Genomic DNA, 23102 nt, shown 5'->3' with positions numbered 1-23102 from the left:
CTGTCATGGAGGGGGCCGCGATGACCCTGGACGCGGCAGGCACGAACGTCACCGCCCGCGCAGGCCAGAACGGCCGGGCGCCGCACTGTGATCACCTCGACCGGCTCTCGGCCGTGCGGCGTGGACCGCCCGCATGCGAGGAGTGCCTGGCACTCGGCTGGGCCTGGACGCGGCTGGTGGTCTGCCTGACCTGCGGGTGGGTGGCCTGCTCCGACGAATCGCCCGGCTGCCACGCACGGGCGCACTACCAGGAGACCGATCATCCGGTCGTGACGGCCCTCGAATCCGAACCGACCTGGCGATGGTGCTACGTGCACGAAAGAACCGTGTGAGAGCACTCTCCCGATACGACCTACAGTGAGGGAAGGCGATCCACATCGGCGCTACCCGGCTGGAGAGGGGCGGCGAACATGGAGTTACGCCAGCTCCGCTACTTCGTGACGTTGGCCGAGGAGCTCCATTTCGGCCGGGCCTCGGCGCGCGAGCACATCGTGCAGTCGGCCCTGAGCCAGCAGATCCAGCGGCTCGAACGCGAGCTGGGCGTGCGCCTGCTGAACCGCAGCACCCACCACGTCGAGCTCACCCCCTCGGGGGCCGCCCTGCTCGTCGAGGCCCGCCAGATCCTCGACCATGTCGCCAGGGCCGCGCACGCCGCGCGCAGCGCCTCCGCCTCCTCTCCCGTGCTGCGGGTCGGCATCATCGACGCGGGCTACGACTCCATGCCGCAGATCCTGCGCGACGTCCAGCGGCGCCATCCCGGCCTGACGATCCATCAGGTGGAGGCCAGCACGCCCGACCAGTACCGCCAGCTGGCCGACGGCCGCCTGGACATCGGGATCGGAAGAGCCTCCCAGACCCCGCCCCACGTCACCTCCGAGCTGATCCGCCTCGATCCGCTCGGCGTACTGGTCCCCGACGACCATCCCTTCGCCGAGACGGACGGCGTGAGCGTGGCCCGCCTGGCCGACGAAGCCCTCCTGCTCGGCGAGGACACCCAGACACCCGAGCTCAACCAGTTCGTCATCGAGCTGTGCCGCGCCGCCGGATTCACGCCCATGGTCTACGAGGGAACCGTCCAGAGCACCCGCGCGGCGGCCGACCTCGTCCTGCAGTACCGCTGCGTGCTCTGTGTCCCTTCCTCCTTCCGCAGCTCGAGCCGGCCGGGCACCGTATGGCGGCCGCTGGTCGAACCCGCGACGCGCTATCCGTGGTCGCTGCTCTGGCGCGCCGGCGAGCCGTCCGCTCAGGTCGCCGCCGTCATCGACAGCGCCAGGCGGCTGGTCCGCAGGCTGGACTGGCTGGCGGCCGGCGAGCAGCCGTCGGCGCGAGAGGAGCCGACGGTCGTCGGCTCCGGTGATGAGCCCGCCTGATGGGCTTTTCTGCTTTCACCGGTTTCCGCGCGGGCGCGCCCGGGATTGACTGGGAACCGGACGGCGACCTTCCTGGGAGGGGGACCGCCGGGGCACTCCGGCTGGAGAAGCAGATCGACTGGATGGATCCGATCTGCCGCCTCCGCCGAGTGTCCTGGCCGTGGACGTGGGGCGCCGGTGAACCGCGCCAGAGCCGGAGCCTCCGTCCGGCCGAGGGCGAGCAGGCCGGCAGCCGCGCAGCGTCCTGCCGCCGCCGCTCGGTGTCCTGGGTGGCGATCACGGGGCGCAGCCGCAGTGTCATGGAGCCATCCTCCACCGGAGCGCCGACACCCGAGGTCAGAGCGCAGCGGGGTCGCCGCGAACGGGAGGGCGAATTCCGCCCTCAGCGGACCGCCAGGACGTAGTGGAGCAGCGGGCGTAGTTCTCCCGTCGCCTCGACGCGGAAGCCCGCCGCGGGGACGAGTTCGGCGAGCAGGTCGGGCATGCTCGGCCGTAGGGCGTGCCCGGCCACCACGCCGGCGAGGCGGGCCGCGAGCCGGTTGGCCGGTGGTCTCAACTCGACGATCAGCAGCCGTCCTCCGGGTCTCAGCACCCTGAACATCTCCCGCAGCGCGGTGCCGCGCGCCGCGGCCGGCAGGTGGTGGACGGCGAGGCAGGAGACGACGACGTCGAAGCGGGCGTCGGGAAACGGCAGCGCCTGCCCCTCCCCCAGCACGTAAGCGCATGTGCCGGGGGCGCGGGCCCTGGCGTGCTCGATCATGGGCTGGGCGACGTCGAGGCCCGTCACGTGCCCCTCGGGCCCGACTCGTCTGGCCAGCAGCCTGGTCAGGTAGCCGGTGCCGCATCCGACGTCCAGGACGTGATCGCCGCGGTGGGCTCCCGACAGGGCGACCAGCCGGATGGAGACGAGGCGGCGCCGTCCCGCGAAGCCGATCTCGGACACCATCTCGTACAGCCTCGGTCGGAGGATGGGGCCGGCGCCGTCGGCGTGATCCGTGTGGTGATGGAGCTTCATGGCCCCACCTCTTCCCTTTTTCCCGACAAGGTCCCGGTTCTTGCGAGGAGGGCCGGGCGGCTGGCGTCGAGCCGATGAAGAGGAAGCCGCCGTACGGCGGGTTCGCCGTCAGTGGCGTCAGGCTCCCCTGGCGACGCCGCGGGCGCTCACCACTGGTCCTGCGGTAGCTCCACTCCCCCGACAGGGTCGTAGATGACGGTGTCGTCGGCCAGTCTGACGACCGCGACCCTCGTCGCGAGCCCCGCGTTCTCCAGCGCCCTCGCCGATTCCATCGCGTACTGCGCGAAGTGGTACTGGTCCCTGGTGCCGCTGAACGGCGCCAGGCGCTGACACAGCACCTCGTAGCGATCACCGGGCCAAGGGGGAGGTACATCCGCGGCACGCTGGTGCCGGGAGCCAACCGTCATCTCTCTCACCCCTGATGGTCTGTCTGTCGATGTCCTACCTTTGCAGATGATGTGGCCGTCCGGATAGGCGGGTGTCCCCTTCAGGCTCGCCGATCCCGGCTAACCCGGCCCCGACCTGGTGAAACGCTGGTTACATGTGGCCGTGCCCGGGTAGCGCGGGTGGTCCGGCCCCGCGTGAATGGAGGTCTGCCGTGCGGACGCTGCGCGCCATCACGACCACCGTGCTGTGCCTCGCCCTCGCCACCGGCGCGTGTACGGGGGTGAGCAACGACTACGACGACGTGACCAGGTTCCATCACCCGCAGAACGAGGGGGCCAACGCCAGCGTGCACGGCCTGCACCTGCGCAACGCCTACCTGGTCGGCGGCGCGCCTGGCCAGCAGGCCCCCGCCGAGCTGCCCCTGTACGCGGTGCTGATCAGCAACCGCGCCGCGGCCGACAGGCTCGAGCGGATCACCGTCCAGGGCGGGTCCGTACAGCTGACGGCCCCCGTCGAGCTGCCGCCGAACCAGCCCGTCGGCGTGGACAAGCCGATCGCCACCGTCTCGGGGCTGAGGACGCAGAGCTCGGTCCCGATGACGTTCACCTTCAGCGGGGCGGGTGACGTGCGGGTGCAGGTGCCGGTGAAGGAGCGGGTGGGACAGTTCTCCAGCGTCGCTCCGCCGGCGAGCCCCTCCCCGACGCCCTGAGGGGCTTCGATGCGCGTCACCGTCCTGTCCGACACGCACGCGCCGCGCCGGTGGCGGTCGTGCCCGCCGAGGGTGGCGGCGCACCTGCGCGGGGCCGACCTGATCCTGCACGCGGGGGACGTGTGCGTGCCCTCCGTCCTGGACGAGCTGGCGGCCTTCGCGCCTGTCCACGTCGTCAAGGGCAACAACGACGGGCCCGACGTGGTGGCGCCGGAGACCCTCCAGCTGGAGCTGGACGGGCTGCGCGTGGCGATGATCCACGACAGCGGACCTCTGGCGGGCAGGGGCGTCAGGATGCGCCACCGCTTCCCCTGGGCCGAGCTGGTGGTCTTCGGGCACTCCCACATCCCGATGGACGAGCAGGCCGAGGGCGTGCGGCTGTTCAACCCCGGCTCGCCCACCGACCGCCGCCGCCAGCCGCACGGGACGGTGGGGCTGCTCACCATCGAGCGGGGCGTGCTGGTGGAGGCGCGGATCGTGCCGGTCACCTGAGCGCGGCCCGTCCTGTTGGATAGGGGTGTGATGTCCATCGAGGAGGCAGAGGCCGAGCAGGAGCGGCTGCGCCCGCTGGTCGACCTGGACGATCCGGGGCCCGAGCGGGTGGAGTTCGTGGCCGGGCTCGACGTCGGCTACGGCGGCGACGACGAGGTGACGGGGGCCGTGGTCGTGCTGAGGTCCGGCACGCTGGAGGTCGTCGACCAGGTGGCCGTCCGTCAGCGCGCCGGTTTCCCCTACGTGCCCGGCCTGTTCGCCTTCAGGGAGCTGCCGCCGCTGCTGGCGGCCATGGACAGGCTGAGCGTGCGGCCTGACCTGCTGGTCTGCGACGGCTACGGCCTGGCCCACCCCCGCCGCTTCGGTCTGGCCTGCCACCTCGGGGTGCTGACCGGGCTGCCGACGATCGGCGTCGCGAAGACCGCCTTCGTCGGACGGCACGACGACCCGCCCGCCGCACGCGGGTCGTGGAGCCCGATCCTGCTCGACGGCGAGGTGGTCGGCCGCGCGCTGCGCACCCGCGAGGGGGTGAAACCCGTCTTCGTCTCGCAGGGCCACCGCGTCAGCCTCGACAACGCCTGCTCGCACGTGCTGCGACTGTCGCCGGACTTCAGGCTGCCCGAGCCGATCAGAGCGGCCGACCGGCTGTCGCGCTCGTGACCCCACCGGCCCTCGTGCGTCACCGGTGGACCACGGCCGCCCTTCCGTCGCTGCGCGGGTCGCTGCCCGCGGCGAAGGGGCCGGCCGCGACCACCTGGGCGTGTCCCACCCACTCCGAGCGAGGCGGAAGGGTCACCGCCGGCGCCCCTGAGGCGGTCAGCGCGGCCAGCTCCTCGTGGTCGGCCTCGACGCTGACGGTGTCCTCCCGCTGCCCGGCCTCGAGACCGCCGACCACGAAGCGCGCAGCGGCCACCGCGGCGGCGGGGTCGGCCCCTTCGAGCAGGCGCAGCAGCACCTGGGTGAGGATCTGCGGCTGAGCCTTGCCGCCCATCGTGCCCGCGACCCAGACCAGCCGTCCGTGCCTGGTGACCATGACGGGCATGAGGGTGTGAGCCGGCCGCTTGCCGGGGGCGATGACGTTGGGCGAGGCGGGGTCGAGGGAGAAGAACGAGCCCCTGTTGTGCAGCAGGACGCCGGTGGAGGGGTCGAGCACGCCCGAGCCGAAGCTGTGGAACAGGCTCTGGATGAGCGAGACCGCCCACCCTTCGCTGTCGGCGGCGACGACGGCGACGGTGTCGCCCGTGGCCCTGCCGGTGACGGCCGGTGGGGGCGAGGGGGTGAGCGCTCGGGCGGGGTCGAGGAGGGCGTCGACGTCCACCGGCACGAAGCGGGGGTCGGCCAGGTGCGCGTTCCTGTCGGCGATGCCGCGGTGGAAGGCCAGAGGGAGCGGCTCGGTGGCCGCGAGGGCCTGCAGGAGCAGGAAGCCGTGGGTGTTGGGCGGGCTGGTGTGCACGTCGTGGCCGCGCAGGGGACGGCTCAGCGGCGCGGTGCGCTCCACCTCGAAGGCGGCGAGGTCGGCCAGGTCGAGCACGCCGGAGAGGCGGCGGCCGAGCGGCCCGCCGTACAGGGTGGAGGGGCCGTGGGCGGCCAGGTCGGCCAGGGTGGCGGCCAGCGCGGGCTGGCGCAGGGTGTCGTTCTCGGTCAGCGGCCTGCCGCAGGGGCTGAAGACCTCACGCATGCCGGGGTCGGCGGCGATCAGCTCGGCCGCCTCCGCGATCGCCTCGGCCAGTCCGGGGACGACGGGGGTGGCGTCGGCGTGCCGTACGGCGGCCTCGAAGCAGGCGCTCCACTCCAGCGCCGCGCCCGCCTCGTGCAGCGCGGCCCATCCCGCGACGGCGCCCGGCACCGTGATCGTGTCGGGCCCCGTGACGGGCATCAGGGCGCCGTGCCTGGCCGCGAGCGCGGCGCGGTCGGCCGTGGCCGGGGCGGGGCCGCTGGCGTTGACGCACGTGATGCGGCCCTCGGGGTCGCGCACGAGGGCGATCAGGTCGCCGCCGACGGAGGTGTTGTGCGGGTAGACGACGCTCAGCGTGGTGGCCGCCGCCAGCGCGGCGTCGAGCGCGTTGCCGCCGTTCGCGACCGCCTCCTCGGCGGCGGCCGTGGCCAGGACGTGAGGGGTCGCGACGGCACAGGTGTAGGTCATCCGCTCATCGTGCCCGGCCTGTCGGGGCGGCTCCGTGCGGGGGGTCAGATGTCGAGGTCGAGCCTGGCGATCGGCTCGACCAGCTCCTCCTCCTCGTAGGCGAGGTGGGACAGCAGGGCCTCCGACAGCACCTCGAGGCGCTCGCGCACGCCGTCGATGGCGTCGGCGTCCTCGACCATGGCCACGAGCGCCGCGTCGAGGTCGGTCAGCAGCTCCGCGATGACCTCGTGCTCCTCCTGGAGCCGGTCGACGACCGGCGCGAGCGACGCCTGCGCGCTCCTGAGCGCGGGGAACATCCGCTCGTCCTCGATCGTGTGGTGGACGGTCAGGATCCTGCAGTAGGAGGCGCAGAAGCTGCCGAGGGTCCAGTAGTTCTGGCGCATCGTGAGCCGGCTGATCATCGAGCGGAGCGCCGCCACCTCGCCGCGGCCCGCGGCGACCTGCTCGACGGCGTCGCGGATCTGCGTCAGCTCCTGGCGCAGCTGGTCGTGGATCATCACCAGGTGCAGGCCGCGCTCCTGCTGCGCGGCGGGCAGCGCGGCAAGGTCGCGCTTGGGCAGCCTGGGCCTGGTCGACTCCTCCAGCGGCCCCCGCGCCGCCGGCTGGACGGCCGGCGGACGCTCACGGCCCACCGCCTGCCTGACGGCGGGCGCGACCTCCTCGGCGAAGATCTTGAGGTCGCGCTCCTCGCCCGGCGCCATGACGAAGACGCTCATGCCGTACGCGTGGGCCAGTTCGGTGAGCTGCTCGACCCACAGGGAGGGCGGCCCCTGAAGGAAACCCTTGCCCGCGAGCGCCGAGAAGCGGCCGCTGACGTTGTAGACGCGGCGGATCAGCCCGGGGTCGCGCCCGGCCTCCTCGGCGGCGCGGTCGACGACGGCGCTCATCGCGGCCAGCTCGGACGGCGCGGCGTAGGCGGAGGAGGGCACCCAGCCGTCGCCCACGCGCCCGGTCAGCTCCAGCATGCGCCGCTTGTACGCGCCGATCCACACGCCGATCGGGTGCGGGGGGAAGGGGCCGGGAAGCGCGCCCCGCAGGCGGTGGTACTCGCCGTCGAAGGAGACAGCCTCGCCGGGCGTCCACAGCGCCCGCAGCACCTCGATGCTCTCCTCGAGCGCGGCCACCGCCTGCCCCGGCGTACGGCGCTCGCCGCCCATCGCGGCGATGCCGTCCCAGAAGGCGCCGGAGCCGACACCCAGCTCCAGCCTGCCGCCGCTGAGGATGTCGAGGCTGGCGGCCGCCCTGGCCAGCACGGCGGGCGGACGGAGGGGCACACTGGCCACGTCGGGGAAGAATCTGATGTGCTGGGTTCTGGCCGCGAGGACCGACAGCAGCGTCCAGGTGTCGAGGAAGGAGGGCTGGTAGGGATGGTCCTGCACCCCGATGATGTCCAGGCCGAGATCCTCCGCGAGCACGGCCTGGCGCACGAGCGGGTGCGCGTCCTTCGCCGCGGGCGTCAGGAACGCGCCGAACCACAGGTCATGCGGGAAATCAGCCATAGGACCTACACTACATAAGTGGCTTACGAAGGGTAAGTAGAGGAGGCCCGATGTCCTTCCCCGAGGCGCTCAGCCGGCACTGCCCGCGGTTCCAGATCGCGATCGAGCTGGTCGGGCGCAGGTGGAACGGCGTCATCCTGCTGGCGCTCGCCAGGGGCGCCACGCGCTACGGCGAGCTGCGCGACGACGTCCCCGGCCTGTCGGAGCGGCTGCTCGCCCAGCGCCTTCGCGAACTGGAGGAGGCGGGGGTGGTGGCCCGCGAGGTGACGCCGACCACGCCCGTCCAGATCCGCTACACGCTCACCGAGAGCGGCGCGGCCCTGGTCGAGGCGATGCGCCCGCTGATGGCGTGGGCCGACCAGTGGGCGGCCCTGCCCGCGGATCAGTCGGCGACGTAGCCGATCGAGCGCACCTCGTAGCCCCACGCCTTGGAGCCCTTGACGTGCATCAGCATCGCGCCGCCCTCGTAGGACCAGGCACAGACGCTCGCCTGGCAGCCCTGGAAGGTGTACGGCACGCCCTTGGGGTCCCACTTCACCCTGAAGATCGTCTTGACCGCGGCCGCGCTCGCGACCTCCCTGCCCTGGTTGCGGTCACCCTTGCGCCAGGCGTCGAACAGGTGCTTGGCCACGGCGGCCTTCGGCAGGTGGCGCGAGGTATAGACCTTCGTCACCTTGGCGCCTGAGACGATCATCAGCAGGCCGTTGAGCTCGCCCGGCACGCGCACGCTGGTGTGCGTGAACCGGCAGGCGCCGCCCACGCATCCTGCGAACCTGTCGGGCGCCCTGAACGGGTAGGCGAACAGGACGTTCACCGCGGCGGGCGTGGCGACCTCGGCCGCGGCGGTCCTGTCGGCGCGCAGCCACGCGTCGAACAGCTTCTTGGCGGTGGCGGGCGGCTTCGGTGCCGCGGCGAGGGCCGCGGCGGCGGGGAGCGTCAAGGTCGCGGCCGCCGCTGCGGCGGCCACTCCGGTCAACCAGCGTCTGGACACGCGCCAAAGGTAGGCTCACGGGCTTGCACGCCGGTTGCAGCCTAGGGTGGCCTGATGGACTTCCTGGAGATCGCCGTCGAGCAGGCCAGGCTCGGCCTGTCCGAGGGCGGGGTGCCGGTCGGCGCGGCGCTGGTGGCCGACGGCCAGGTGCTGGGCGCGGGACGCAACCGCAGGGTGCAGGAGGGCAGCGTCATCCGCCACGGCGAGACCGACGCGCTGGAGCGGGCAGGGCGCAGGCCGGCGCGGGTCTACCGGCGCGCGACCATGTACACCACGCTGTCGCCCTGCGCGATGTGCACGGGGGCGATCCTGCTCTACGAGATCCCCCGGGTGGTGATCGGAGAGAACCGCACCTTCATGGGGCGAGAGGACCTTCTCCTCGCGCACGGGGTGGAGGTCGTGGTGGCCGACTCCGCCGAGTGCCGCTCGCTCATGGCGGCCTTTATCGAACGCTGGCCGGAGGTGTGGAACGAGGACATCGGCCAGCCGTCCTGACGTGGCCGCGCGTGACCGGCCGGTTACCGAAAATCACCTCAAGCCGGTACGGCACGCGGCTAAGGTCGCCCCATGGATCTACTCGCGCGTGCCGCGGAGCTGAAACCCGAGCTGCTGGAGTTCGCGGTGTCAGGAAGGTTCACCAGGGAGCTCGGCCTGGTGTACAGCCGATTCTTCCCCGACGGGGTCGTCACGGACGAGGCGACCTCCGCGCTCGCTCTCGACCACTTCGCGCTGGAGTACCGCCTGCCGGGCGGCGACCTGCTGATCGACAGGTTCCTGGCCGAGCGGCCCGAGCTGCACGAGGCCGAGCGGGCGATGGTGCTCGGCTGGAAGGACGTCGTCGAGGGCATCTTCGAGGTCCGCACCGTCGCTGGCCCCGCGCTCATCCTGCACAACCTGATCGACGAGCTCACCTACACCGCCCACTCCGACCTGGGCGAGGACGCCTTCGAGGCGCTCGACCCCGGCATGTTCATGGTCGGCAGGCTCATCCCCGTCACCTTCGACGACTGGATGATCAGCGCCACGCCCGCCGTCTACACCCCCGACGCGCGCAGGCAGCTGGTGCGGGCCGCGGCCGAGGCCGCGCTGCGGAACCCGGCCAGGGTGTTCCGCAACCCCGCCCTGCTGGCCGAGGCCTGGCAGATCCAGGCGGCGCAGCGGCGGCAGTTCACCGAGCACTTCGGCTCCGACCTGGTCGTGATGCAGGGGGCCGAGGTCGCCGCGCGGATGGGCGCGTTCACCTCGATGAGCTTTCCCGACCACCTGGCGCGGGAGGAGACGGTCGCGCTGATCTTCGACGAGCGCGACGGGCTCGGCTACTACACCGACTTCGGCGCGGTGGAGGAGGCCTTCGCCGACCCCTCGCTGGTGACCAGGGCCCGCTACCGCGACGCGATCAGCCGCTACCTGCGCGGCGACTCCGTCTCACCGGTGCCGATCAGGCGCCTGGCCGCCCGCGATCCCGAACGGGCAGGCAGGCTGTTCGCCACGCTGCTCGGCAGGCGCGGCTTCACCTGGCAGCTCGACGGCGAGGCGCTGCTGAGGGCGCACAAGCCCGGCTACTTCAGCTCTCCCAGGCTGCCGGCGTGCACGCCCGTGACGGCGGTCATCGCCGAACTCGACCACGACCTCGAACAGGAGCACGTCCAGGACCACGTCCAGGACCACGGGCACGACGCCGAGCAGCGGGTCTAGCCGGGCGGGCGCCAGTCCTCAGGCCACGGGTTGTAGTCGATCTCCAGCGCCTCCTGCTCGGGACGCAGGTCGGCGGGCACGTGCTGCAGGTTGACTCTGATGCGGTACCACACGCTGCTGCGGCCGCGCATGCCGTCCACCAGCACGTCGGCGGGTTCGAGGAACTCCACGACCGGCTGGTGGCGGGCCTTCCAGCGCTCGAGCCCGGCCAGCGCCTCGTCCTTGTGCTGCGCCCTGGCGATCTCGATCAGCGGCAGCTCGGCGCGTTCGGGCGGCGGCCCCTGCGACTCGGCCAGCTCGAGGAGCGGGGCCAGCGAGCCCGCGTGCAGATCCATGTCCTCCCACGGGTCGCCGAGGGCGGCGAACCGCTTGGGCACGGTGTCGATCGTGAACTCCTCGGGACGGCACCCGGGCACCTCGTCCCACGTCAGCGGTGTGGACACGCGGGCGTCACGGACGGGCCTGACCGAGTAGGCCGAGGCGACGGTGCGGTCGTAGGCGTTCTGGTTGTAGTCGACGAAGACGCCCTGCCTCTCCTCCTTCCACCACCTGCTGGTGGCCAGGTCGGGCGCGCGGCGCTCGACCTCGCGGGCGACGGCCTCGGCGGCCTGCCGTACCTGGGCGAAGGGCCAGTCGGGGGTGATGCGGGCATAGACGTGGAAGCCGCGTGAGCCCGACGTCTTGGGCCAGGCCGTCAGGCCGTGGTCGGCGAGCACCTCACGGGCCACCTGCGCGGTCTCCACCACCTGGCCCCACTGCACCCCAGGCACCGGGTCGAGGTCGATGCGCAGCTCGTCGGGGTGGGCCAGATCGGCGGCGCGCACCGGATGCGGGTTGAGGTCGACGCAGCCGAGGTTGACCACCCACAGCAGCTGGCGGACGTCGGTGACGACGACCTCCTCCGCGCTGCGTCCCGACCGGTAGCGCAGCTCGGCGACCTCGACCCAGTCAGGACGCTTGGCGGGAGCGCGCTTCTGGAAGAAGGCCTCCTGCTCGATGCCGTGCACGAACCGCTTGAGGATCATGGGTCGTCCGAAGACGCCGCGCAGGGCGCCGTCGGCGACGGCCTGGTAGTAGCGGATCAGGTCGAGCTTGGTCCGCCCGCCCTCAGGAAAGATCACCTTGTCCTGGCTGGTGATCGTCACACCGTCGATGTCCGGCATGCCCTCACCTTACGCGGCGCCCCCCGACAAGATCCCTGACCCCCTCAGGAGAAGTCGCCGTGGCGGCCGGCGCCCTCGGCGAAGCGGGCGGCGCCGTGCGCCGCCTCGCCGAGGGCGGCCACGCCGTGCCGCAGCTCGTTGCCCATCGCCTCCCGCTCCGGCAGGCCGAACTGCTCAAGTGCGGAGAGCCTGTCGCCTCGCATGCACGCCTGCGGGAACCTGGCCAGGTCGCGGGCGAGCGCCTCGGCCGCCTGGCGGGCCTGCCCTTCGGGGACGAGCCTGTTGGCCAGTCCCATGCGCAGCGCCTCGCCGGCGGGGACCGGCCTGCCGGTGAGGATCAGGTCCATGGCGTGGGACAGGCCGATGAGGCGCGGCAGCCGTACGGTGCCGCCGTCGATCAAAGGGACGCCCCAGCGGCGGCAGAAGACGCCGAAGACCGCGCTCTCCTCGGCCACCCGCAGGTCGCACCAGAGCGCGAGCTCCAGGCCTCCGGCCACCGCGTGGCCCGCGACGGCCGCGATGACCGGCTTGGACAGCCGCATCCTGGTCGGCCCCATCGGGCCGCCGCCCTCCTCGCCGACGTGGTTGTCGAGGCGCTTGAGATCGGCGCCCGCGCAGAAGGTCCCGCCCTCGCCCCACAGGACGGCGACCGAGGCGTCCGACTCCTCGAACGCGGCGAACGCCTCGCTCAGCGCGTCCGCGGTCGCGCGGTCGACGGCGTTACGGGCCTCAGGGCGGGAGAGCACCACCGTGGTGACGGCGCCCTCTCTCTCGACGCGCACGGTCATCTGCTTCTCCGTTCGTCAGGCCGGCGCCTTCTCCCGGGCCAGCCGATCGTAGCCAGCGCCGGCGGCGGGTCCGTCGCGTCCGCGCCGAGAGGATCGGTCGTCTAGGCTCGCCGTGATCCAGGTCATCGGCCGGCGACCAGGGAGGGGCGAGATGGCGACTCACGATGCCGCGCAGCCGACGGAGTTCCCGCCGCGGATGGGCAAGGTGGCCCCTCGCGAGCTGGCCCTCAACGGCTACACCCGCTACGACCAGCTGACGGGCGTGACGCCCGCGCAGCTCCTGCGCATCCATGGCGTGGGGCCCAAGGCCATCAGGATCCTCGAGGAGGAGCTGGCGGCCAGGGGGCTCGCCTTCGCCGACTCCTGAGCCTGCGGCCTGTGCGGCGCGTTCGGAGGCGCAGGTGGCTCAGGACTCGCCCACGCAGAACTCGTTGCCCTCAGGGTCTGCCATGACGACCCAGCGGTGACCGTGCTCCTCCACCTCGCCGTTCTCCAGCCGCCGGGCGCCGAGGGCCTCCAGCCGGTTCACCTCGGCCTCGATGTCGGCGGCATCGAGGTCCAGGTGCATGCGGTTCTTGCCGGTCCTGCCCTCCTTCACCTTCTGCAGGAGCAGACGCGGGCCGCTGCGGCCTTCAGGCCGCAGCATGACGTAGTTGCCCACGCCGCCGACCACGGAGTAATGGAGCGCCTCGGCCCAGAAGGGCGCGAGCGTGTCAGGGTCGGCGACATCGAGCACCAGACCGAAGCCGATTTCACTCATGACGGCAACCTAGCTCAGAACGGCCCCGCCCAGATCAGAGCGTGACGGCTCCCGCGACAAGGTCGTCGAAGCGGTCCAGGTCCTCCGCCGTGCGGTCGAGGCCGCGCAGCGGGCCGTGGTCGGCCAGGTGGGCGTCGGCGTAGAGACGGGCGACCAGGGCCTTGCGGTCGCCGTGCCCCGAGCGCTGCTCCCAGCCCGCCTGCTCCAGCAGCAGAGCCGCCGCGTAGACGTCCGCCATGAACTGGGCCAGCGGATACAGCCGCGCCTCCGCCGTGACAGGGTCGAGCGAGGACCAGACGGTGATCGCCTTGCGGAGGTCGTCGATCCGGCCGCGGACCAGGTCTCCCGAGCCGGGCGGGGCCTGCTCGACGGCCGCGGTCAGGCGCTCGAGGAACGGCTCGTGAGCCGCCTCGCGAAGCATCGCCCGCCGTACGTCCAGACAGAGGATGTTGTCGCCGCCCTCCCAGATCGGGTTCACCTGGGCGTCGCGCAGCAGGCGGGCGACCGGCCACTGCTCGATGTAGCCGTTGCCGCCGTGGATCTCGATGGCGTCGCTGGCGGCGTGCACCCCCAGCCTGGCGGCGCGCAGCTTGACCAGCGCGGGGGCCAGACGCAGGCGCGGGCCGAGGTGTCCGTCGAAGACCAGCGCCTGGACGGCCTCGACCTCCACGACGAGCTCGGCCAGCTTGCGCCGCATGAGCGGCTGGTCGATCAGGCGCCTGCCGAAAGCCTCGCGCGCCGAGGCGTAGCACAGGGACTCCACCAGCGCCCTGCGCGCGACGCCGAGACCCATCATGGCCACGCCGAGCCTGGAGGCGTTGGTGAGCTTCATCATCGTGCCGAGCCCCGAGCCCGACCCCGAGCCCGCGAGGAGGAAGGCCTCCGCCCCGGTGAACTCGACCTCGGCGGAGGCGACCGACCTGGTGCCGAGCTTGTCCTTCAGTCTCCTGATCCGTACGGCGTTGCGCGCGCCGTCCCTGCGCTCCCACAGCACGAGGAAGGGAGCCACGTCGCCCGAGGGGAGCCTGGCCAGCACCACGAACGCCGACCCGTTGGCGTTGGAGGCGAACCACTTGAGGCCCGTGAGGCTCCACGCCTGCCCGTCGGGCGTGGCGGCGGCCTCCAGCGCGGCCAGGTCGGAGCCGCCGGTCCGCTCGGTGAACATCTGGGCGGCCTCGCCGGAGTAGAAGCCGTTGGCGAAGATCGCGCGGACTCGTTCGAGGACGTCGGCGGGCGCGTGCTTCTCGGCGAGGGAGACCACCATGTCGCCGCCCGTGCCCAGCGCGCAGCCCATCCCGATGTCGGCCTGGTCGAGCAGGTAGGTCCAGGCGGCGCCCAGCGCGGCGGGGTCGGCGCCGTTGTCCTTCGCGGTGGCGGCGAAGCCAGGCGAGGTGAAGTTGTCGGCCATGAGCGCCTCGCGAGCCGACGTGAACGACGGCGGCATGACGACCTGGCTGACGTCGCGGCCCCACCTGTCGTACTTCTCCAGGCGGGGCGGGTTGCGGTCGGTCTCCTCCGCGTAGGCTGCGATCGGCCCGCCCATCAGCGCGCCGAGGCGGGACAGGTGGGGCTCGGCCCAGCCGTAGCCCTCTCCGAGGTGACGGCGCATCGGCAACTGCAGCGAGGGGTCGCTCGTCCACCAGTTGCGGCCCGCGGCGCCCTGGTAGCGCGCGGTGTCGTAGCGGCCGCTCGGGCCGTCCACGGGTTCGATCAGATAGCTCGCCATTCTCGGAGTGTTACATATACTCGACACGCGATGGAAGACCGTAATACTCTCACCGCCCGCTCCGCCGTCCTGAGCGCGCTGCTCGGCAGCCATCCTCCGCGCCTGCCGAGCAGGGCTCTCGTGCGCGTCGGGGAGGTGTTCGGCATCGCGGAGGGCACCGTGCGGGTGGCGCTGTCCCGCATGGTCGCCGCCGGCGACCTGGTGCAGGACGACGGGCGCTACGAGCTGTCCGAGCGGCTGCGCGAGCGGCAGGCCAGGCAGGACGAGAGCCGCTCCCCGCACACCAGGCCGTGGGACGGCACGTGGGAGATCGCGATCGTGACGGCCGAGCGGCGCGCGCCGTCCGACAGGGCGGCCCTGCGGCACACCATGACGGCGCTGCGCCTGGCCGAGCTGCGGGAGGGCACCTGGCTGCGTCCCGCCAACCTGATCAGGCGGTGGCCGGAGGTCGTCACCGCGCAGTGCACGCTCGTCGACGGGCGGCCGAGGGAGGATCCGACGGCGCTGCTGTGGGACCTCGACGGGTGGGCGGCCGAGGCGCGCAGGCTGGAGCGGGCTCTCGGCCAGGCGGAGGGGCTGGCCGAGGGGTTCCTGGTGTCGGCGGCGGTGCTGCGGCATCTGCTGGCCGACCCGCTGCTGCCCGCCGAACTGCTGCCGCAGGACTGGCCGGGGGCGCGGCTACGGGCCCGCTACGACGACTTCGACCGCGACTACCGCAGGGCGCTGCAGGCCCACCTCAACAGCTGACCCCGCCCTCCCCCCGCTGACCCGCTTCCCGCATGAGCGATCGGGAAGAATCGGACCGACGGAGCCGGAAAGCCCGGAGGTCAGAGGTCGACGCCGAAGATGACTCTGCGGTTCCTGAACTCGGTGACGCTCCACAGCCGCTTCCCCGAGACCGTCAGGTCCTCGGGCCCGACGGGGAAGGCCCTGACCGACACCTTGCCGCCGGACTCCACGACGAGCCTGCCGTTCGAGCGGGCGTCGACGGTCTGGCTGAGGTACCACCTCCCGCCGTGCGACACCACCCCCTGGATCTTGGCCTGCCCCATCGTGTACGCGTCGACCGGCACCCCGTCGGTCAGGTCGAGGGCCCACCTGGCCACCCTGCCGGTCGGCGCCTCGCCGTCGTACTCGCCGGAGATCAGCGTGTGCGGGCTGGTGCTGCGGTCGACCGCGACGAAGGAGAAGTGCGCTCCCGGCGTGACGACCCGCCAGAAGTCGGTCTGCGGGATCACGTACCGGTAGCCGAAGGCGTGGAACCTGCCCTCCGACCGGCCGACCCGCGCCCCGTCGCCCAGGTCGCTCTGGACCGTCCGCAGGTCGAGGATCTTGCCGACGTCGAAGACGCGCAGGCCGCGCTTGGTGTCGGCGACGTACAGGTGCTCGCCGTACCACGCGATGCCGCCCGCGTGGATGTTGATCGGGGTGTAGGAGCCGTCCGGCCTGGCCTCCACGAGCAGCGCGTGCTGGTAGCGCAGGGTCTGCGGGCTCAGGAACGTCACCCTGATGCCCCGCTCGGCCACGGGGGGCAGGGGCTTGAAGTACCAGCTGGCGACGAAGGCCGGCACCCCCGCGGAGCCCGCGTCCTCGGAGCAGGTCAGACCCTGCGGATACCAGTCGGGGGTGTCGTTGTCCTTCTCGTCGAAGGCGTACCACTCGTGCGGCCTCGGCCGCATGGTGCCGAACGCGGCGGGCGCCCCCTTGCGCACCGCCTTCCTGTTGGCCTGGGCCAGCACCGCTTCCACGGACGCGGCGCCGAGGTCGGCGGCCAGCTTGTCGGCGCCCTCGGCCAGCGTCCCCGTGGCCCGTCTCAGCGTGAAAGCGCCCTTGTCCGCAGGAAGCATCATCGTTGCCCTCGCTTTATCCCGTCTTTGCGATACTTTGACGGGCGAAAGGGGCTTCTGGTTCGGTTATCGCCACATGTGAACGGGCAATCCCGTCAGCGCGTTCTCGTGATACCTGCGCACCAGCGCCTCGCTGTCTCCTCCCAGCTCGGCCAGCGTCTCCCGCTGCCAGACCGCTCCCGTACGGCCCAGCCGTACGCGCTGGGCGATGACGTCGAGGTCGGCGTCGGCGGGGTCGACGCCCGCCCGCAGCAACGCCGCCTTCGCCTCGGGCAGCAGCGACAGCACCAGGTCGGAGGCGAGCACCTCCTGCCCCTCCCAGGTGAGCTTGGCCTGCAGTCCACGCATGGCGGCGCGGTAGAAGTTCTGGTAGGCGTCGCCGAAGGGCAGCTCCGTCAGGTCCCTCTCGGCCAGTGCCAGCGTGAGGCCGATCAGGAAGGCGGTGTTGGCGGCCATGTCGGCGCAGGTGGGCCCGGCGGGAAGGGCACGGAACTCGATGCGGAGGTGGCCGCCGTCGGCCGGGTCGTAGACGGGCCTGTTCCACTGCCAGATCGTGCCCAGGTGCAGCCGCAGCTCGGGCAGCTCACCCTCGTCCGACAGCGCGGGGATGACCGGCTCGTAGTCGCGCACGTACCGCTCGAACAGCTCGAAGGCGCCCGAGCGCACCCAGTCGGAGCCGAAGGTGACGCGGCCGTCCCTGCGGAAGCGGCGTTCGACGTCACGGTCGTCCGAGGCCTCCTCGAACAGCGCGATCCTCGTCTCCTCCCACAGCTGTCTGCCCAGGAAGAGGGGCGAGTTGCCGCTCGCGGCCAGCACGGGACCGATCGCCAGCTGGGCGGCGTTGTAGAGCCTGGCGAAATCGGAGGCGGGCGTGCGCAGGTGGACCTGCCACGAGGTGTTGGCCGCCTCCAGGATGATGTCCTCCACCTCCAGCTCGAGCTCGTCGATCTGGACGATGAACGGCTCGAGCCGCAGCCTGCGCATGCCTCTGCCCATCGCGCGGTAGCGCGCCTCGTCGCTGATCGCGGCATGGGTGAAGTCGCCCGTACCGAGGGTGGGCAGGATGCCGATGGGCAGCGCTCCCCCGCCGTCGATCGCGCCGTCGACGGCCTTGAACAGCTCCTGCATCTCGCTCGCGAGCGCCGTGAACGGCCTGCCCGCCAACGGCAGCGGGGTGAGGTTGGCCTCCACGTTGTAGCGGCCGAGCTCCACGACCAGCCGGTCGTCACCGAGCTTGTCGAGCACCTCGGCGTTGCGCGGCAGCGGCCTGCCGCGCTCGTCGATCAAAAAGAGTTCGAGCTCGGCGCCCACGGTGGTGACACCGTCGCCGAAGCCCGGTCTATCGAGCAGCTCGCGAAGCTCGGCCAGCTGCTCGGTGAGGCGCTCCCCGAAGCGAAGGTAGTCCGCCTCGGAGAAGCGCTCCTTGTCCACATCTTGTCCCATGCCCCGGTTACTGTCCGGTCAGAAGGTGTCCACACCTCACCACGGAAGTGTCCCTTCGTCCTGCAGATACGCGCCGCTCGGGCCCTCGCCGTCCAGGGTGGCCAGGCGGACGCCGATCTCGGCGCCCTGCTCGGCCGTACGGTGGCCGGTGTGGCCGTTGAGATCGGTCGCGCAGTAGCCGGGGTTGGCGGCGTTGACCTTGATCGGGGTGTCCCACAACTCCTTGGCGTAGGAGACGGTGATCATGTTGAGCGCGGCCTTGGAGGAGTTGTAGGCCATCAGGTTGAAGGGCCAGAAGGGGCTCTCGGGGTCGATCGCCATGGCGATGGAGCCGAGCTCGCTCGACATGTTCACGACCCGGCCCGCCGGTGAACGCCGCAGCAGCGGCAGCATCGCGTTGGTGACGGTCACGACGCCGAACACGTTGACCTCGTAGACCTGCCTGAGCACGTCGGCGGAGGTGGCGCTGGGCCTGTCGTCGTCCTGCCAGACGGTGATGCCCGCGTTGTTGACCAGGATGTCGAGGCCGCCGTGCTCCTGCTCGATCCACTTGGCCGCGTCCTGCGCGCTGCCGGGGTCGGTGACGTCGAGCCGCACGTACGGCTGCCCGAGCCGCTCCGCGGCGGCTCTGCCGCGCTCCTCGTCCCGCGCTCCCACGATCGCGGTGATGCCGCGCTCGCCGAGCCGCCTGGCGATCTCGAAGCCGATTCCCTTGTTCGCGCCTGTGATGAGAGCTGTCGTCATGGCCTCCACGCTGGTCGCCTCGGCGGCCGGGCGGGAGAGACCCCGCGAGGCTGGGATCGGCGGTACCACCCACGCTTCGGCCGGGTGGACGAGACTGGCGGCATGAACCGTGAGGAGCTGGCCGAATTCCTGCGCAGCCGCCGCGCGCGGGTGACACCCCGCGAGGTGGGGCTGCCCGAGAGCGGGCGCCGCCGCACTCCCGGGCTGCGCAGGCAGGAGGTCGCCCAGCTGGCGGGCATGTCGATCGACTACTACATCCGCCTCGAGCAGGGCAGGGGCCCGCATCCCTCGCGGCAGGTGCTCAACGCGCTGTCCAGGGCGCTGATGCTGTCCGCCGACGAGCGCGCGCACCTGTTCCATCTGGCCGGGCAGGCGCTGGAGCCCGAGCGGCTGCGCGGCGACGTGCCGCGGTCGATCCTGCACCTGATCGCCTTCCTGGAGGAGGTGCCCGCCTACGTGCTCGACGCGAAGTACGACATCCTGGCGTGGAATCCCATGGCCGCCGCGCTCATGGGCGGTCTCGACAGCCGGTCGCGCGACGACCTGAACGTCATCCGCTGGGTGTTCCGCTCCCCCGACCTGGCCGAGCACCTGAGCGACGAGGAGAAGGGCCGCTTCGCCCGCGCCGCTGTCGCCGACCTGCGCTGGGCGGCGGGCCGTTACCCCGGCGACGCCGGCATCCAGGCGCTGGTCGCGGAGATGCTCGCGCTCAGCCCCGAGTTCGCCGCCCTGTGGGCCGAGCACGAGGTGAAGGTGCGCAGGGAGCAGCGCAAGCAGATCGCCCACCCGGCCGTCGGCGTGATCGAGGCGATCTGCCAGGTCCTGCCGGTGCCCGACAGGGAGGACCTGCGGCTGGTCCTCTACACCACCGAACCTGGCTCCCCCTCTCACCAGGCCTTGCGCAGGTTGCGGGAGGTGACCCTAAGCTCATGAGATGCGCGCGGTGACGTTTGACCTGTTCGGCGGGGAGCTGGACCTGCGGGAGCTGCCCGATCCCACTCCCGCATCCCACGGCGTCGTGATCAAGGTGGCCGCCACGGGCCTGTGCAGGAGCGACTGGCACGGATGGCAGGGGCACGACCCCGACATCAAGGTGCTGCCGCACGTGCCAGGTCACGAGCTGGCGGGCGTGGTGGCGGCCGTCGGGGCCGACGTGCGCGGCTGGCGCGAGGGCGACAGGGTGACCGTCCCCTTCATCTGCGCCTGCGGCGCGTGCGCCGCCTGCGCGGCCGGTGAGCAGCAGGTGTGCGAACGGCAGACGCAGCCCGGCTTCACCCACTGGGGCTCCTTCGCCGACTACGTCGCGATCGACCACGCCGACGTCAACCTCATCACGGTGCCCGAGGACATGGAGTTCAGCACCGCCGCGGGCCTCGGCTGCCGTTTCGCCACCGCCTTCAGAGCCGTCGCGCACGTCGGGGAGGCCAGGCCGGGCGAGTGGGTGGCGGTGCACGGGTGCGGCGGCGTCGGGCTGTCCGCCATCATGATCGCCACCGCCGCCGGGGCGCGCGTCGTGGCCGTCGACGTCAGCACCGACGCGCTGCACCTGGCCGAGCGGGCGGGCGCCACCCACTTCGTCAACGCCTCATCGGGTGACGCGGCCGACCAGGTCAGGGAGCTGACCAGGGGCGGGGCGCACGTCTCGATCGACGCGCTGGGCAGCCCGCAGACCGCGGCCGCCTCGATCGAGAGCCTGCGCCGCAGGGGCCGCCACGTGCAGGTGGGACTGCTGCCCGGCGGGCACACGCCGCTGCCCATGGGCAGGGTGATCGCCCACGAGCTGCGCCTGCTCGGCAGCCACGGCATGGCCGCCCACGCCTACGCACCGATGATGGAGCTGATCAGGGCAGGCACGCTCCACCCCGACCAGCTCGTCACCCGCACGATCGGCCTGGCCGACGCAGGCAAGGCGCTCGCCTCGATCGGCTCGGTGCCGGGCGTGACCATGATCGTGCCCTAGCCGGGCCCGACGTCACAGCCTGCGCACCCGCAGCCGCTGTCCCCACCTGCTGATCGCCTCGTCGTCGGCGAAGGCCAGCGCGCGCATCATGTTGCCGCCGTCGCTGTTCTCCACCGCCCGCCGCAGCCTGGCGCGCAGCGGCCCGGGCAGCTGCGAGGTGCCCGCCTCGATCGTGTCGCCGTAGTGCGGCGCGTAGGCCACCCCGCCGAAGCCGGTACGGCCGAGCAGCGTGGGCAGCGTGGCGGAGGAGTAGAACATCAGGTGGTTCTTGGTGAACCCGCTCCACCCCGACTCGTAGGCCTTGAGCAGCAGCGACCCGGCGTTCACCGTGAGGATGAGCAGCACCCCTCCGGGCGCCAGCAGGTGCCTGAACCGCTCGAAGTCCTCCAGCGGCCTCGGCAGGTGGGCCAGCACCGACCACAGTGTGATCACGTCGAACCCGCCGGCGGCGATCTCGGGCACGTCCTCGGGAGCGCCGAAGTAGGCCCTGGCCTTGGTGAGCCTGGCGTTGGCCTGCTCGACGGAGTCGGGTGAGAGGTCGACGCCCACCGCGTCGAAGCCGCGCTGCTCGGCCAGCTCAAGGAACAGGCCGGCTCCGCAGCCGAAGTCGAGCAGCCGCCGTCCCTCGCCGTGCTCGAAGACCGGCGCGAAGGCGTCCATGGTCAGCTGGTAGCGGCGCTGCCTGTTGGCGGCGTACTTGCCGGTCAGGAAGCTGCTGTAGGAGTTGGCGTACAGGTCGCCGAGCCGTTCGGGCCTGATGTTGGGGTTGCGGTAGAGGAAGCCGCACGAGGGACAGCGCACGACGTGGTAGCGCCAGTTCCTGCCCCCTGTCGGCTCGAACAGCGGTTGCTGGCGAGAGTCCCCGCACATCATGCAGGAGAGGAACTCCTCGATCTCGCCGAGCGGGACGGTGGCCTTGTACTCCTCCAGGGACATCACGCGCGCGCTTCTGAGCTTGAGGCGCCATTGCGCCTCGCGCATCAGGCGCTCGCCGGGTCTGACATAGACCCGCTGCCCCCACGGCACTTTGTTGTAGCGGGATCCGAACAGCATCCTGGCGGCTGTGCGCTTGACAGAGACCATCGACACCTCACTTGGGCTTGGTTCTGATCCTCTTTGAACGCCTACCAGGCCCCCATAAAGTGACATTCATGGACTACACACGGCTTGGCAACACCGGATTGAAAGTTTCCCGGATCTGTCTGGGCATGATGAGCTACGGCGACCCGGGCGAGTGGGACTCGGTGCTGTCCGAGGAGGCGGCCGAGCCCATCGTGCGCAGGGCGGCGGAGGCCGGCGTCACCTTCTTCGACACGGCCGACGTCTACACCTCCGGGGCCAGCGAGGTCGTGACGGGAAGGCTGCTGCGCAAGATCTTCGCCAGGCGTGAGGACTATGTCCTGGCCACGAAGGTGTACTTCCCCGTCGGTGCGGCCGTGAACGACAGGGGCCTGTCGCGCAAGCACATCCACGCCGCGATCGACGCCTCGCTCGAGCGGCTCGGAACCGACTACGTGGACCTGTACCAGATCCACCGGTGGGACGACGAGACGCCCATCGAGGAGACCATGGAGGCGCTGCACGAGGTCGTGAAGGCGGGCAAGGCGCGCTACCTCGGCGCCTCCTCGATGTGGGCGTGGCAGTTCGCCAAGGCCCAGCACGTGGCCGCCGCCAACGGCTGGACGCGGTTCGTCTCCATGCAGCCGCACTACAACAAGTGGTTCACTTCATGTAGGAAGAAATCCTCTTACGTTCTTGCTGCTTGAGAGACGCGCTCATAGGGTCCAGACAAGCCTATTGACCTGCGCTTCCGCCATCGTGGCCGCCCGCCGCGTGTACTCCATTCAAGATCGAAAATGGGCGGCACAATGCCGGTTCGGCGACAAGTTTCTCTACAGGGTCAAGGGCTCGCTTCGCTCGCCTCGGGCCCGCCCGCCCGCTTTGCGGCCTGGCGGGCTTGCGCGTGCGGCCCTGGGGGCCGTTCGCGCCCGCCACCGCACACGGGCGGGCGGGCCCCACGAGCGACGGCCCATGCGGATCATGATCCATTGGCCCGGCGAAAGAGCTGGATGGACGGTGGCAGCTGGGTCGCGGTCGCGCTAGATGGCCCATGGCGGGTCCTTGAGAGGCGTTCTAAGGCGATCGGGACATGTCCGCTACCCGCGACCTCTAGACATCGAAGCTGGTCACGTGGGTGTTATTGGTCGCGGGACGGGTCGCGGAACCGCGACCGGTCGCGTGTGGAGCGCGACTTTGTAGCGGTCTTCGCAGGAGCGCGAGAGAGCTGCCGCCCCGCTTCCGGTGCTCGGGCCTTGACGGCCCTGTGCTCCGGGTCGGGTTGCCACTGAGTTCCCCGGTACAGCCAGGTGA

25 protein-coding genes and 1 pseudogene are annotated in these 23102 nt (G+C 71.6%); 13 read left to right on the top strand and 13 right to left on the bottom strand.

All coding sequences use genetic code 11. The features are described 5' to 3' along the window. Positions 1 to 20: 20 nt before the first annotated feature. Positions 21 to 332 (top strand): UBP-type zinc finger domain-containing protein, encoded by a 312-nt coding sequence (locus ABFX50_RS04025; RefSeq protein WP_346143301.1) that lies wholly within the window; start codon positions 21 to 23, stop codon positions 330 to 332. Between the two features lie 78 nt (positions 333 to 410). Beyond that, a complete protein-coding gene (locus ABFX50_RS04020) occupies positions 411 to 1370 on the top strand; it encodes a LysR family transcriptional regulator (RefSeq protein WP_346143299.1) in 960 nt (319 codons plus the stop codon). Between the two features lie 382 nt (positions 1371 to 1752). On the opposite strand, the gene ABFX50_RS04015 is transcribed toward ABFX50_RS04020, so the two are convergent. Further along, positions 1753 to 2385 carry a methyltransferase domain-containing protein gene (locus ABFX50_RS04015; RefSeq protein ID WP_346143297.1) on the bottom strand — a complete coding sequence of 211 codons (633 nt, stop codon included), beginning with the start codon at positions 2383 to 2385 and terminating at the stop codon, positions 1753 to 1755. A gap of 146 nt (positions 2386 to 2531) precedes the next feature. Beyond that, positions 2532 to 2723, bottom strand: coding sequence for a hypothetical protein (locus tag ABFX50_RS04010; RefSeq protein ID WP_346124061.1), 192 nt, complete (start codon positions 2721 to 2723; stop codon positions 2532 to 2534). Between the two features lie 260 nt (positions 2724 to 2983). Here ABFX50_RS04010 and ABFX50_RS04005 point away from each other — a divergent pair, with 260 nt between their 5' ends. The 3 genes from ABFX50_RS04005 to nfi are packed head-to-tail and all read left to right on the top strand — an operon-like array spanning position 2984 to position 4633. After that, on the top strand, positions 2984 to 3481 hold the full coding sequence (locus tag ABFX50_RS04005; protein ID WP_183645704.1) for a copper chaperone PCu(A)C: 498 nt from the start codon (positions 2984 to 2986) through the stop codon (positions 3479 to 3481). A 9-nt stretch (positions 3482 to 3490) separates the two neighbouring features. Further along, positions 3491 to 3973: a metallophosphoesterase family protein gene (locus ABFX50_RS04000; RefSeq protein ID WP_346143294.1), complete on the top strand. Its 483-nt coding sequence runs from the start codon at positions 3491 to 3493 to the stop codon at positions 3971 to 3973. Positions 3974 to 4003: 30 nt separating this feature from the next. After that, a complete protein-coding gene (nfi, locus tag ABFX50_RS03995; RefSeq protein ID WP_346144067.1) occupies positions 4004 to 4633 on the top strand; it encodes a deoxyribonuclease V in 630 nt (209 codons plus the stop codon). Between the two features lie 19 nt (positions 4634 to 4652). Here nfi and ABFX50_RS03990 read toward each other — a convergent pair whose 3' ends face one another. Beyond that, positions 4653 to 6116 carry a gamma-glutamyltransferase gene (locus tag ABFX50_RS03990; RefSeq protein WP_346143292.1) on the bottom strand — a complete coding sequence of 488 codons (1464 nt, stop codon included), beginning with the start codon at positions 6114 to 6116 and terminating at the stop codon, positions 4653 to 4655. Positions 6117 to 6160: 44 nt separating this feature from the next. Then, a complete protein-coding gene (locus tag ABFX50_RS03985; protein ID WP_346143290.1) occupies positions 6161 to 7615 on the bottom strand; it encodes an LLM class flavin-dependent oxidoreductase in 1455 nt (484 codons plus the stop codon). Positions 7616 to 7665: 50 nt separating this feature from the next. On the opposite strand from ABFX50_RS03985, the gene ABFX50_RS03980 reads away from it, so the two are divergent. Continuing rightward, on the top strand, positions 7666 to 8013 hold the full coding sequence (locus ABFX50_RS03980) for a winged helix-turn-helix transcriptional regulator (protein WP_183645709.1): 348 nt from the start codon (positions 7666 to 7668) through the stop codon (positions 8011 to 8013). Here the strand turns inward: ABFX50_RS03980 and ABFX50_RS03975 are convergent. After that, positions 7998 to 8606: a hypothetical protein gene (locus tag ABFX50_RS03975; protein WP_346143287.1), complete on the bottom strand. Its 609-nt coding sequence runs from the start codon at positions 8604 to 8606 to the stop codon at positions 7998 to 8000. The two genes, ABFX50_RS03980 and ABFX50_RS03975, sit on opposite strands and share 16 nt — an antisense overlap. Before the next feature lie 54 nt (positions 8607 to 8660). Here ABFX50_RS03975 and ABFX50_RS03970 point away from each other — a divergent pair, with 54 nt between their 5' ends. Next, positions 8661 to 9101, top strand: coding sequence for a nucleoside deaminase (locus tag ABFX50_RS03970; RefSeq protein ID WP_183645711.1), 441 nt, complete (start codon positions 8661 to 8663; stop codon positions 9099 to 9101). Positions 9102 to 9173: 72 nt separating this feature from the next. Beyond that, positions 9174 to 10301, top strand: coding sequence for a hypothetical protein (locus tag ABFX50_RS03965; RefSeq protein WP_346143285.1), 1128 nt, complete (start codon positions 9174 to 9176; stop codon positions 10299 to 10301). Here ABFX50_RS03965 and ligD read toward each other — a convergent pair. Together ligD and ABFX50_RS03955 are read right to left on the bottom strand one after the other, a co-directional pair. Further along, positions 10298 to 11464, bottom strand: a complete 1167-nt coding sequence (ligD, locus tag ABFX50_RS03960; protein WP_346143283.1) for a non-homologous end-joining DNA ligase — start codon at positions 11462 to 11464, stop codon at positions 10298 to 10300. The genes ABFX50_RS03965 and ligD overlap by 4 nt on opposite strands. Positions 11465 to 11508: 44 nt before the next feature. Next, positions 11509 to 12252 (bottom strand): crotonase/enoyl-CoA hydratase family protein, encoded by a 744-nt coding sequence (locus tag ABFX50_RS03955; protein WP_346143281.1) that lies wholly within the window; start codon positions 12250 to 12252, stop codon positions 11509 to 11511. A 151-nt stretch (positions 12253 to 12403) separates the two neighbouring features. On the opposite strand from ABFX50_RS03955, the gene ABFX50_RS03950 reads away from it, so the two are divergent. After that, positions 12404 to 12619 (top strand): helix-hairpin-helix domain-containing protein, encoded by a 216-nt coding sequence (locus tag ABFX50_RS03950; protein WP_346143279.1) that lies wholly within the window; start codon positions 12404 to 12406, stop codon positions 12617 to 12619. Positions 12620 to 12658: 39 nt separating this feature from the next. Here ABFX50_RS03950 and ABFX50_RS03945 read toward each other — a convergent pair whose 3' ends face one another. After that, a complete protein-coding gene (locus ABFX50_RS03945; protein ID WP_346143277.1) occupies positions 12659 to 13012 on the bottom strand; it encodes a VOC family protein in 354 nt (117 codons plus the stop codon). A 34-nt stretch (positions 13013 to 13046) separates the two neighbouring features. Further along, entirely contained in the window at positions 13047 to 14738 is a 1692-nt protein-coding gene (locus tag ABFX50_RS03940; protein WP_346143275.1) for an acyl-CoA dehydrogenase family protein, read from the bottom strand. 30 nt (positions 14739 to 14768) lie between these two features. On the opposite strand from ABFX50_RS03940, the gene ABFX50_RS03935 reads away from it, so the two are divergent. Continuing rightward, positions 14769 to 15485: a PaaX family transcriptional regulator C-terminal domain-containing protein gene (locus ABFX50_RS03935; protein WP_346143273.1), complete on the top strand. Its 717-nt coding sequence runs from the start codon at positions 14769 to 14771 to the stop codon at positions 15483 to 15485. 80 nt (positions 15486 to 15565) lie between these two features. On the opposite strand, the gene ABFX50_RS03930 is transcribed toward ABFX50_RS03935, so the two are convergent. From ABFX50_RS03930 to ABFX50_RS03920, 3 genes are all read right to left on the bottom strand, one after another. Beyond that, positions 15566 to 16588: a hypothetical protein gene (locus ABFX50_RS03930; RefSeq protein ID WP_346143271.1), complete on the bottom strand. Its 1023-nt coding sequence runs from the start codon at positions 16586 to 16588 to the stop codon at positions 15566 to 15568. Between the two features lie 63 nt (positions 16589 to 16651). After that, on the bottom strand, positions 16652 to 18028 hold the full coding sequence (locus ABFX50_RS03925) for a glutamate-cysteine ligase family protein (RefSeq protein ID WP_346143269.1): 1377 nt from the start codon (positions 18026 to 18028) through the stop codon (positions 16652 to 16654). A gap of 36 nt (positions 18029 to 18064) precedes the next feature. Continuing rightward, positions 18065 to 18772, bottom strand: coding sequence for an SDR family oxidoreductase (locus tag ABFX50_RS03920; RefSeq protein WP_346143267.1), 708 nt, complete (start codon positions 18770 to 18772; stop codon positions 18065 to 18067). 102 nt (positions 18773 to 18874) lie between these two features. Here ABFX50_RS03920 and ABFX50_RS03915 point away from each other — a divergent pair, with 102 nt between their 5' ends. Together ABFX50_RS03915 and ABFX50_RS03910 are read left to right on the top strand one after the other, a co-directional pair. Continuing rightward, positions 18875 to 19705, top strand: a complete 831-nt coding sequence (locus ABFX50_RS03915) for a helix-turn-helix transcriptional regulator (RefSeq protein ID WP_346143265.1) — start codon at positions 18875 to 18877, stop codon at positions 19703 to 19705. A gap of 1 nt (position 19706) precedes the next feature. After that, entirely contained in the window at positions 19707 to 20732 is a 1026-nt protein-coding gene (locus ABFX50_RS03910) for a zinc-dependent alcohol dehydrogenase family protein (protein WP_346143263.1), read from the top strand. Between the two features lie 12 nt (positions 20733 to 20744). Here the strand turns inward: ABFX50_RS03910 and ABFX50_RS03905 are convergent, their stop codons facing one another. Next, the gene (locus ABFX50_RS03905) at positions 20745 to 21815 is read right to left on the bottom strand and encodes a methyltransferase domain-containing protein (protein WP_346143261.1); all 1071 of its coding nucleotides are present in this window, start codon (positions 21813 to 21815) and stop codon (positions 20745 to 20747) included. 68 nt (positions 21816 to 21883) lie between these two features. On the opposite strand from ABFX50_RS03905, the pseudogene ABFX50_RS03900 reads away from it, so the two are divergent. Then, positions 21884 to 22447, top strand: a pseudogene (locus tag ABFX50_RS03900) (aldo/keto reductase); the annotation flags it as partial. Positions 22448 to 23102: the final 655 nt, after the last annotated feature.

This window comes from Nonomuraea recticatena, assembly GCF_039533245.1.
Taxonomy (GTDB): domain Bacteria; phylum Actinomycetota; class Actinomycetes; order Streptosporangiales; family Streptosporangiaceae; genus Nonomuraea; species Nonomuraea roseola.
This window is presented reverse-complemented; position numbering and strand designations above follow the sequence as displayed.